General features: G+C 57.6%; 1 protein-coding gene. It reads right to left on the bottom strand.

All coding sequences use genetic code 11. The features are described from left to right. The coding region (locus VB780_RS25630; RefSeq protein ID WP_323354025.1) for an IS5 family transposase at nucleotides 1-776 on the bottom strand (776 nt) is incomplete at both ends.

The raw sequence follows: 776 nt of genomic DNA, 5'->3' as shown, positions 1-776 counted from the left end.
ACCATGATACGGATCATGGCGAGGTAGATGAGGGTTTCTGACGTTTCTGGTAGCCGTTCGTAGTCTCGCACCAAGCGTCGGCATCCCATCAACCAGCCGAAGGTACGTTCGACCACCCAGCGTTTCTTAAGCAGGACAAATCCTTTGGTCTGCTGGGGTCGTAAGACGACCTCGACGATCCAGCGACAGGTATCCATCACCCACATCATAAAGGCGGGGCCGTCAAAGCCCCCATCCGCCCAAATCAGATTTAGCCTAGCGATGGACGATCCCATGTCTTTAACTCGAGCGAGCACCTGCTTGCCACCCTCCCGCTCGGGCACACTGGCAGCGGTGACCAACACCCGTGCCACTAGGCCCAATGTATCGACGACCGCGAACCGTTTGCGACCTTTAATCTTTTTGCCCCCGTCGTAACCCACCGCCTCATGCACGAAGGCCGCGCTTTTCACGCTTTGGCTATCCAGAACAGCCTCAGAGGGTTGGGTATGGCGGTCTTGCTCAATGCGTACCCATTCCCGGAGATGGTCATGAACCCTGACCCAGGTGCCATCCTTGCACCAGTTGCGGCAATAGGTGTACACCGTCTGCCACGGCGGAAAGTCTCCGGGTAATGCCCGCCATTGAACCCCCTCGACGAGTAAATGCAGGATGGCGTTGAGAACCTCCCACAACTCCACGCTGCGGGGACGGCCACCGGGCTTGGCGGCGGGCAGTAGATCACTCAGAAGCTCGTACTGGTCTCGGGTTAAGTTGCTGGGGTAGTCTTTACTCAT

Source organism: Leptolyngbya sp. CCNP1308, from assembly GCF_034932455.1.
Lineage (GTDB): Bacteria > Cyanobacteriota > Cyanobacteriia > Phormidesmidales > Phormidesmidaceae > Nodosilinea.
The sequence above is the reverse complement of the archived record's forward strand: the minus strand, read 5'-3'. Positions and strand labels throughout refer to the sequence as shown.